This is a genomic window from Streptomyces sp. E2N166 (assembly GCF_003671715.1).
GTDB classification, from domain to species: Bacteria; Actinomycetota; Actinomycetes; order Streptomycetales; family Streptomycetaceae; genus Streptomyces; species Streptomyces thinghirensis.
In genome coordinates, this window is sequence record NZ_RAIF01000012.1 from 712,470 (window position 1) to 722,252 (window position 9,783).

At 74.9% G+C, this 9,783-nt stretch carries 6 protein-coding genes; 5 read left to right on the forward strand and 1 reads right to left on the reverse strand.

The window, feature by feature from the left end:
* The 3 genes from EBH09_RS38805 to EBH09_RS11030 form a co-directional block, all read left to right on the forward strand.
* A partial coding sequence (locus EBH09_RS38805; RefSeq protein ID WP_345940933.1) for an SLC13 family permease occupies positions 1–593 on the forward strand: 593 nt, incomplete at its 5' end.
* Between the two features lie 237 nt (positions 594–830).
* On the forward strand, positions 831–2,291 hold the full coding sequence (locus EBH09_RS11025; RefSeq protein ID WP_121746812.1) for an acyl-CoA synthetase: 1,461 nt from the start codon (positions 831–833) through the stop codon (positions 2,289–2,291).
* A complete protein-coding gene (locus tag EBH09_RS11030) occupies positions 2,284–3,654 on the forward strand; it encodes a carboxyl transferase domain-containing protein (protein WP_121746813.1) in 1,371 nt (456 codons plus the stop codon). Before EBH09_RS11025 ends, EBH09_RS11030 begins: the two co-directional genes overlap by 8 nt.
* 247 nt (positions 3,655–3,901) lie before the next feature.
* Here the strand turns inward: EBH09_RS11030 and EBH09_RS11035 are convergent, their stop codons facing one another.
* Positions 3,902–7,561: a S8 family serine peptidase gene (locus tag EBH09_RS11035; protein WP_121746814.1), complete on the reverse strand. Its 3,660-nt coding sequence runs from the start codon at positions 7,559–7,561 to the stop codon at positions 3,902–3,904.
* Positions 7,562–7,783: 222 nt separating this feature from the next.
* On the opposite strand from EBH09_RS11035, the gene EBH09_RS11040 reads away from it, so the two are divergent.
* On the forward strand, positions 7,784–8,143 hold the full coding sequence (locus EBH09_RS11040; protein ID WP_121746815.1) for a CU044_2847 family protein: 360 nt from the start codon (positions 7,784–7,786) through the stop codon (positions 8,141–8,143).
* Positions 8,140–9,783: trypsin-like peptidase domain-containing protein (locus EBH09_RS11045; protein WP_153182645.1), on the forward strand; the 1,644-nt coding region annotated here is incomplete at its 3' end. The genes EBH09_RS11040 and EBH09_RS11045, both read left to right, overlap by 4 nt.

The window sequence follows — 9,783 nt, forward strand, 5'->3', positions numbered from 1 at the left end:
CCCCCGCACGGACCGCCACCCTCGCCGCCCTGGTCGCCCTCGTCGTGGCGGTCCTCGGCTTCGACCTGGACGCGGGTCTGACCGCCGTCTCCCTGGCCGTCGTACTGAGCACCGCGTGGCCGGACGACAGCCGTCGCGCGGTCGGCGAGATCGCCTGGTCCACGGTCCTGCTGATCTGCGGTGTCCTCACGTATGTCGGCGTCCTGGAGGAGATGGGCACCATCACCTGGGCCGGCGAGGGCGTCGGCGGCATCGGCGTCCCGCTGCTGGCGGCGGTGCTGCTCTGCTACATCGGCGCGCTCGTCTCGGCCTTCGCCTCCTCCGTGGGGATCATGGGCGCGCTGATCCCGCTGGCGGTGCCGTTCCTCGCGCAGGGCGAGATCGGGGCGGTCGGCATGGTGGCGGCGCTCGCGGTGTCGGCGACGGTCGTGGACGTCAGCCCGTTCTCGACGAACGGCGCGCTGGTGCTGGCCGCGGCGCGGGAGGCCGACCGGGAGCGCTTCTTCCGGCAGTTGATGGTGTACGGAGGCATCGTGGTGGCCGTCGTGCCCGCGCTGGCGTGGCTGGTGCTGGTCGTGCCCGGCTTCGGGTAGGGGGTGTCGATTGGATCAGGCCGGCTCCAGGCAACGGTGCCTTGCGACCGACCCGAGCGGGGCCTGGTGCGTGCAGCTGCAAGGCGGAGGAGGGCGACAGGGCGGAGCCCTGGCAACCGACGACAACGCCGCAGATGTGCGTGCCAGGCCCCGCGACCCCGGCAAGATCCGAACGACACCCCCCAGGTCCATCTCGGACAACCGGTAATCGTGAGCAACAGCTAAGGAGTACGACGCGTGTCCACTCTCTTCCCGGCCCTCTCGCCGGCCGCGACCGGCGCTCCGGCCGACCGGCCCGCCCTGCGGTTCGGCGGGCGGTCCCTGACGTACGCCGAACTGGCCGCCGCCGCGGGTGGCACCGCCGGACGGATCCGGGGGGCCGGGCGGGTCGCCGTCTGGGCGACGCCGGAGATGGAGACCGCCGTCGCCGTGGTGGCGGCGCTGCTGGCCGGGGTCCCCGCCGTGCCGCTCAACCCGAAGTCCGGCGACGGGGAACTCGCGCACATCCTCACCGACAGCGAGCCCTCGCTCGTCCTGGCGCCGCCGGGGAGCGAACTCCCGCCCGCCCTGGCCGCCCTGGAGCGCGTCGACGTCGACGTACACGCCACCGGGCCCGTACCCCAGGGCGGCCGCACCGGCGACGGCGACCCCGCGCTCGTCGTCTACACCTCCGGCACCACCGGCCCGCCCAAGGGCGCCGTCATTCCCCGGCGCGCGCTCGCGACGACCCTGGACGCGCTCGCCGACGCGTGGCGGTGGACCGGGGACGACGTACTGGTGCAGGGGCTGCCGCTGTTCCACGTGCACGGCCTCGTGCTCGGCGTCCTCGGCCCGCTGCGGCGCGGCGGATCCCTGCGGCACCTGGGCAGGTTCTCCGCCGAGGGCGCTGCCCGGGAACTGAACGACGGCGCGACCATGCTGTTCGGGGTGCCGACGATGTACCACCGGATCGCCGAGGCGCTGCCCGGGGATCCGGAGCTGGTGAAGGCGCTCGCCGGGGCCCGGCTGCTGGTGTCCGGGTCGGCCGCGCTGCCCGTGCACGACCACGAGCGCATCGCCGCCGCGACCGGCCGGCGGGTGATCGAGCGCTACGGCATGACCGAGACGCTGATGAACACCAGCGTGCGGGCGGACGGCGAGCCGCGCGCCGGGACGGTGGGCGTGCCGCTGCCCGGGGTGGAGCTGCGGCTCGTGGAGGACGACGGCACGCCCATCGCGGAGCCGGACGGGGAGAGCGTCGGCGAGATCCAGGTGCGCGGCCCGAACCTGTTCACCGAGTACCTGAACCGCCCCGACGCCACCGCCGCCGCCTTCACCGACGACGGCTTCTTCCGCACCGGCGACATGGCGGTGCGCGACCCCGACGGCTATGTCCGCATCGTCGGCCGCAAGGCCACCGACCTGATCAAGAGCGGCGGGTACAAGATCGGGGCCGGCGAGATCGAGAACGCCCTCCTCGAACATCCGGGCGTGCGGGAGGCGGCGGTCACCGGGGAGCCCGACCCGGACCTCGGTGAGCGGATCGTGGCGTGGATCGTGCCGGCGGACCCCGCCTCGCCGCCCTCTCTCGACGCGCTCGCCGACCATGTCGCCGGCCGGCTGGCCCCGCACAAGCGGCCCCGCGTCCTGCGGCACCTCGACGCCCTCCCCCGCAACGACATGGGGAAGATCATGAAGCGGGCGCTGACGCATGACTGACCGGCCGTCCGCGCGCGAGTTCCTCGCCCTTCTCACCGACGACTTCACCGAACTGCCCCGTCCGGGCGGGGAGTCGCGGCCCGACGGCCCGCTCGGCTGGCACGGCTACGACGCCTCCCGCGCCCGCGCCGCCGAGCGCACCGGCGAGGAGGAGTCCGTCGTCTGCGGGACCGGGCACGTCCAGGGCACCCGGGCCGTGCTCCTCGCCTTCGAGTTCGGCTTCCTCGGCGGCTCGCTGGGCCGGGCCACCGGCGACCGGCTGGCGGCGGCGTACACGTACGCCCGTGAACACCGGCTGCCGGTGGTGCCGTTGGTCGCCACCGGCGGCAGCCGGATGCAGGAGGGGATGCTCGCGCTGACCCAGCTCCAGCGGGTGGCCCGCCAGTCGGCGCTCACCCGGGAGGCCGGGCTGCCGCAGATCGCCGTACTGCGCGACCCGGCCACCGGCGGCGGCTGGGCCACGCTGGGCGCGGGCGCCGACGTGGTCCTCGCGCTGCCCGGCGCCCAGGTGGGTTTCGCCGGCTCCCGGGTCCGGCCGCCGGGCGCCGATCCGGCGGCGTACACGGCCGAGGCGCAGGTGGCGGCGGGCAGCGCGGACGCCGTCGTACCGGCCGGGGAACTGCGCGGGACGCTGGGGCGGTGGCTGCGGCTGCTGACGGCCCCCTCGGGCGGTCCGGCGCCGCTGCCCGAGCCGCTGGGCGCCCGGGACCTGCCGGCCGGCGGATGGGACGCGGTCCGGCGGGCCCGCGCCCCCGAACGGCCGCGCGCCCGGGCTTACCTGGACGCCTACTTCGCCCACCGCGTCGCCCTCTCCGGCGACCGCTGCGGGGGCATCGATCCGGACGGCATGCTCTGCGGCTTCGGCGAGCACGCCGGGCGGACGGTCGCGTACGCCGCCCAGACCGGGACGGCGACCAGGCCCGCCGGATACCGCACCGCCACCCGGCTGCTCCGCCTCGCGGACCGGCTCGGCATCCCGGTGCTGACCCTGGTGGACACGCCGGGCGCGGCGAGCGACGCGGAGGCGGAACGGCAGGGCGTGGGCGCGGCGATCGCCGGCCTGTTCGCGGCGGTGGCGTCGGTGCGGACGCCGGTCACCACGCTGGTGATCGGCGAGGGCGGCTCGGGCGGGGCGCTGGCGCTGGCCGCGCCCGGCAGCACCTGGGCCACGCCGGACAGCTACTTCTCCGTCATCGCGCCCGAACTCGCGGCGGCGATCCTGAAGCGCCCCCCGGAGGAGGTGGAGGCGACGGCCGGTCAACTGCGACTGCGGCCACAGGACTTGGCCGAGCTTGGCGTGATCCGAACAAGCGAGCAGTTGTTCCCTGGAACAGGTGATCGTCGCTCTGAGGAGCGTATGTGACCGCCGGGACCAACGATACTTACGTTGTGCGAGCAACGGGCTGCAGACCGTAGTCGACGCACAGTCCCAAGTAGGTCCCACACATGCACAGCGCAAGGAGCTGCACGATCATGAACCTTCTCACCGACATCCTCGCCGGCATCGTCCACTTCGTCGGCTGGCTGGTCTGACGGTCCGAGAACCCGGACGGCGCCGCCTCCCCGTCCCAGGGAGGCGGCGCCGTCCGCGTGTCACCGCCGTCCGCGCGTCACCGCACGGCCACGGCCCGCACGATCTCCTGCGTGACCGAGCCGCCCCGGTCGTCGTGCGCCGAGGCCCGCAGCGAGACGTGCCCGGCGTCGCGGGGCACGCTCAGCGTCCCGTGCCAGGACGCCCGCCCGGCGCCCATCCCGTCGCCGCCGCGCAGCCGGACCTGCTGCCAGGTCTCGCCGTCGTCGTACGACACCTCCAGCTTCCCGCCGCCGATCGTCCCGGTGCCCGGGGCGCCCGCCACGTAGTCCGCGCCGATCCCGACCCGCAGCCTCTTCCCGCCGCGTACCTCGCCCGCGAGGTCGGTGCCGACGTCGAAGGAGAGGTTGATCAGGGGCAGGTAGGTCCAGCGGTCCTCCGGCGTGGCGGCCGAGCGGAAGGTCCACTCCGCGTGCCCCTCGGTCCCCGGGCGCCAGTGGCCGGCGTCGAGCGCGGTGTCGGTGACGAGCCGGTACGTGTGCTCGCCGGCCGGCGCGTCGTCCACGTACGCGGCGGAACTCGGCCCCTGGTCGACCAGTTCGCCGTCCAGGTACACCGACGTGGTCTGCGACATCCCGCTGCCCTCGCTCCACACGTCACCGAAGCCGGTGTGGTCGGGGCCGGAGTCGCCCCAGCCGGGGGCGTTGAACTGGAGCCGGCTGCCCGCGCGCTGCTGTCCCCAGCCGAGTCCGGTGCCGAGATACGGATGCCACACGGGCCTGAACCAGTTCAGCTCCGTACGCGCCCCTCCCTCGTACCGGACCGTTCCGGACCGCTGCTCCAGCGCACCGTCGGCGGCCGTCACGGACTCGTGCCACAGCTGGCCCGGGCCGGTGGACACGTACTCGGTGCGCTCGACGGGGTAGTCGATCCGCTCCCGGAAGCCGATGCCGATCGGGAACGTGTCGGTGATCGAGTACCGGAACTCCCCGCCGCTCGCCGGCTCGGCGGCGTGGTACCTGGTCCGCAGCGTGGCGAGGTCGCGACGCCCGGGCTCGTAGGTGAGGTCCCGGTCGGGCACGCCGCCGCGATGCCCCTCGGAGAGGTCGTACGTGTAGGGCGTGTTGCGCGTCCCGGTCATGTCGACCCGCCCGGCGTCCCGCAGCCGGCGCGCGTCGGCCGCACCGACCGTGGCGATCTGCAACGGCCGGTCGGCGTTGTCCGCCGTGCCCCACCAGGCCATCAGCCGCCCGGCCGCGTCGTCGGTCACGAACAGCGCCCGCACGCCCGCGTCCTGGGCGGCCTGGGCGAGGTCCGCCGGTTCGGTGCCCTCGGTGAGCCGGGCGAGGGCCGCCCTGCCCCGGACCGCGTCCGGGAAGGGGCCGTCACCGACGTCGACCAGCGGCATCCGGCCGCGCCCTTCGATCAGGGTGCCGCCCGACTGGACGACGGCCTCACCGATCCCCTTGACCTCCAGCAGCGGCTTGCCGAGCCGCCACACGGTCCGGTACTCGAAGTCGCCCTCGGTGACCTTCCCGGTGGGCGCGGCGAAGACGCTGTCGTACGTCAGGGGCACCTGGACCGCGCCGAACAGGTCGGAGCCGTTCGCGCTCCGGTCGTACTCCATGAGCAGCTGCCGTGTCTCGGTGCGCTTGTCGACGTCGGCGCTGATCTCGCGCAGCTCGCGTCCGTCGAGGGTGACCTCGCGGTCCCGGTCGACGACGACCTCGGGCGCGGCGAGGAAACCCAGTCCGAGCGAGTCGGCGCCGTGGCTGCCGCGCACGTCGAGGAAGGAGGTCAGGCTGTACGTCCCCGGCGCGAGCCGCAGCTTGAGGGTGCCGGAGTCACCGACGTGCGCGGGGACGGGGTCGACGCCCCCGGCGAGGCGCTGGACGACCAGGTCGGCCGGGGCCGCGGCGCCCGCCCGGTCCTTGACGTGCACGGTGAGCGTGTACCGCTCGTCCTCCTTGACCATCCCGAACGCCGTGTGCGCGACGGGCGTGCCGTCGGCGCCGGATGCCACGATGCGGCCGCTCGTCGTGCCGACCGGCGCCTTGGAGCCGTCGCCGGTGACGGTGGTGGAGGCGGTGCCGTGCGCGGGCACGGTGAGGGCGGTGTCGGCGAGGGTGGCGACGCCCTCGGGGGCGCCCCGCACGGACAGCTGCAACTCGACGGCGGCGTCGGAGTCGTTGGTGTAGGTGACGGTGCGGGTCACCGGCTCGTTCGCGTCGTACGGCCAGGAGTGGAAGCCCAGGTCGGCGCTTCCGGTGGCGGTGACCTCGGCGCCGATCGCGTCCGGCACGCTGACCCGGCCCGCGCCCAGCTGGTAGGCGGACGCGTCCAGTTCCTTCGACGTGGACATCAGCGCGTCCTTGAGCCGCGCGCCGGTCCAGTCGGGGTGCCGCTCGGCGAGCAGGGCGGCGACCCCGGCGACGTGCGGCGTCGCCATCGACGTACCGCTCATGGCGATGTAGTCGCCACTGCCCCCGGTCAGACCGGAGCGGGCGGCGAGGATGCCGACGCCGGGGGCGGACAGGTCGGGCTTGAGCGCGTTGTCGCCGTGGCGTGGTCCCGCGCTGGTGAAGTAGGCCGCCTCGTCGGCCGAGTCGACGGCTCCGACGGTCAGGGCCGCGTCGGCGGCGCCGGGCGAGCCGACGGAGGACGGGGCGCCGGTGTTCCCGGCGGCGATGACGAACAGGGCGCCCGTCTCGCGGGACAGGGTGTCGACGGCCCGCGCCATCGGGTCGGTGCCGTCGCTGGGCTCGGTCGAGCCGAGGCTCATGGACACGATGTCGGCGTCCACGTCCCGGGCGGCCCACTCCATGCCGGCGATGATCTCCGACTCGCTGCCCGAGCCCGAGTCGTCCAGCACCTTCCCGACCGCGAGGTCGGCGCCCGGCGCCACGCCCCGCTCCTTGCCGTCGGAGGCCGCGCCGCTGCCGCCGACGGTGGAGGCGACGTGCGTGCCGTGGCCGTTGCGGTCGGCGACCTCCTCGCCGGCTATGAAGCTCCGGCTCTGCCCGACCCGTCCGGCGAGGTCGGGATGGTCCGCGTCCACGCCGCTGTCCAGCACGGCCACGGTGACGCCCTTGCCGGTCAGCCCGGCCTGCCACGCCTCGGGGGTGCCGATCTGCGCGTTGGACTCGGCCATCGCGGCGGTGACCCGACCGTCGAGCCACACGCCGTCGATGCCGGCGCCGCGGCGGGTGAATTCCCGCCAGAATTCACGCCCCTTGCCGGCCTCGACGGCGGCTCCGCGCACGCTGGGCAGCGCCCGCGTCCGCTCGGATCCGCGCGGGGTGGCGGCCCGCGCGCCTTTCTCGTAGGTCACGATCAGCGGCAGTTCGCCGGTCTCGGAGTCGGCGAGCCCCTGCCCGAGCAGCTCGCCGACGTCGAAGAGCCGTTCGTCGAGGGTGCCGTCGCGCAGGTACGGCAGGGCCTCGTCGGGTACGACGGTGGTCCGGCCGCCGGACTCGCGGGTGTGCACGGCGCCGGCGGCGCCCTCGGGCCGCTCGACGGTGACGGTCTTCCGGCCGCCGCCGAGGTCGGTGACGGTCACCCGGTCGCCGGTGACGAGGGTGACGGTCCGGGCCGCGGCCGCGGCGGTGCCGGCGGCGGCCGGTGTCCGCGCCGTGTCCGGGGGCGGCTCCTGCGCCGCCGCCGTCCCGGCCGGCAGCAGCGCGATCACGAGCCCCGCCGACAGGAGGGTCGCCCCACGTCTGACTGGTCCTCTGCTCATCCACGCCTCTCTTCGTAACGTCGTAGAGTGCTGCGACGAGTGCTGGGAGAAGTCTCAGGGGGCTTGTGGGGCAGCGGAGTTGACCGGAGGTGGCGGATTGGCGCCCTGGCGGGTTTCCGCCAGGGCTGCGGTGGACCGGAGGCGATGGGCGGGACAGGGCCGAGTACGGTCCGTCACAATGACCTTCCGCACAGATACGGCAGACGGGGAGCGAGCGGCGTCATGGACGGGTGGGTCGAGTTCAGGACCGAGGACGGCACGCCGGTGGTCGTCGAGGGTGTCGAGGACGAGGACGGCGCGCGGCTGGTCTCGCGCGGCGACGGACCGGCCCAGGCGGCGCGCACGTTCGAGGGCTCCCTGGAAGGCGTGCGGGCGGCGGCCGAGTCGGCGCTGCGGGTGTTCCGGGACGGCTCGCTCAGACCCGACTCGGTGGAGCTGGAGTTCGGGGTCAAGCTGAGCGCGGAGGCCGGCGCGATCATCGCGAAGGGCTCGGCGGAAGGCCATCTGGTGGTGAAGCTGAGCTGGTCACCGGAGCCGTCCCCGACGCGCCCGGACGGCCCGGAAGCCGCCGGCCGGTCATGAGCGGGACCGCGTGGCACGCCCGCGTCGAGTGCGGCAAGGAGGTCGGCGCCGGATTCCTCGTCTCCGCACGCCGGTTGCTCACCTGCGCCCACGTCGTCAGGTGGAGCGGGGGCGCCGCGGTCACGGTGTCCTTCCCGGGCCGCCGGGAGCTGGGCGAGCTGTCCGCCACGGTCGCCGTGCACGGCGGCTGGCGGGGCGGCCCCGCCGACCCCGGTGACCTGGCCGTCCTGGAACTGGACCGTGAGGTGCCGCTCGAACCGGCCGTCTTCGCCCGGCCCGGCTCGGAACAGGGAGCGCCCGCTCCCCAGTTGGTCGCCTACGGCTTCCCCAAGGGGTACGACGAGGGCATGCTCGCCTCCTACCGGGCCCTGCCCGGCCCGCTCATCTCGGACGAGTGGGTCCAGCTGGAGGCGCTCACGGCGCACGGGCAGCCGCTCGCGGCCGGGTTCAGCGGCGCGGCGCTGGCGCTGGCCGACGGCACGGTCGTCGGCATGGTCACCGCGGTCGCGGGCGGCAAGGACGTACGCGTCGGCAGGATGCTGCCCGTCGAGGTCATGGCGCGCTACTGGCCGGAGCTGGGCGAACTGGTGCCCACGCCGGGCCACCGGGCGGACGCGCGCAGGCGGTTGTACGCGCTGGTGCGCCGGGCCGAGGGCACCGGCCTGACGTGCGACCCGAACCGGCTGTACGTCTCCGCCATGGACCCCTTCGCCCCACCGCCCCCGGAGGGTGGCTTCCACTCCCTGCGGGAGGCCGCCGCGTACGTGCAGTGGGAGGTGCCCGAGCCGGGTGCCGTGGCCCGGTTCGCGGACCGGCTGGAGGAACTGCTGCACGCACCGCCGCCGCGCCCCGCGACGTGGTCGCCCATCGTCGTGGAGATCGATCACAGCGGCGTCGGCGCCGACCAGGTCACCGTCGAGGTGTCCGCCTACCGGGACGGGCAGCGCCGCCCGGTGGGCACGCGCCGGCTGGCCAGGGGCGCGGTGCGGTCGTTCGTGCAGGAGCGCATCGACGAGGCGTTCACCCAGCTCGATCCCGGCGCCGAGGAGCTGCTCACCTTCGTGCTGCCGCGCGAGTGGCTGAACGAGCCGGTGGCGCACTGGGCGTGCAGCGAGGACGACCCCACGCCGCTCGGCTGCGCCTATCCGCTCGTGGTGACCGACCGCCACCGCCACCGCAGCGGGCGGCTCCGCCACCAGTTGCGCAAGAAGTGGCGCAAGCTCGCGGTCAGCACGGGCGGCACACTGCACCGCGTCGACTGCGGCACCCGGGAGCGGCCGGCCGGCCTGCGCATGCGGCTGCGGGACGACGCGGAGCTGGCCGGTTTCGCCACCGCGCCCGCGGCGGCCCGGGAGCACTTCGAGGTCGGTCTCCACGTCCCCGTGCCGGTGCTGCTGTGGCCGCGCAAGGGGTGCCCCGGCGACGGGCACGACGGCCCCTGCTCCGGTACGGCGTTCCTCGACGAACTCGCGGTGTCCGTGGCCGGAGTGCCGCCGTCCGAACTCCCCCGCCTGGTCATGGAGCTGCGCGAGGCGGCGGACGCGGCCGACGTCCCGGACGAGCACTGGGCGAGAGACGTCCAGCTGCTGTGGGACGACCCCCGCTGCTTCGCCGAGCCCACGGCCCTGCTCCACTCGCCC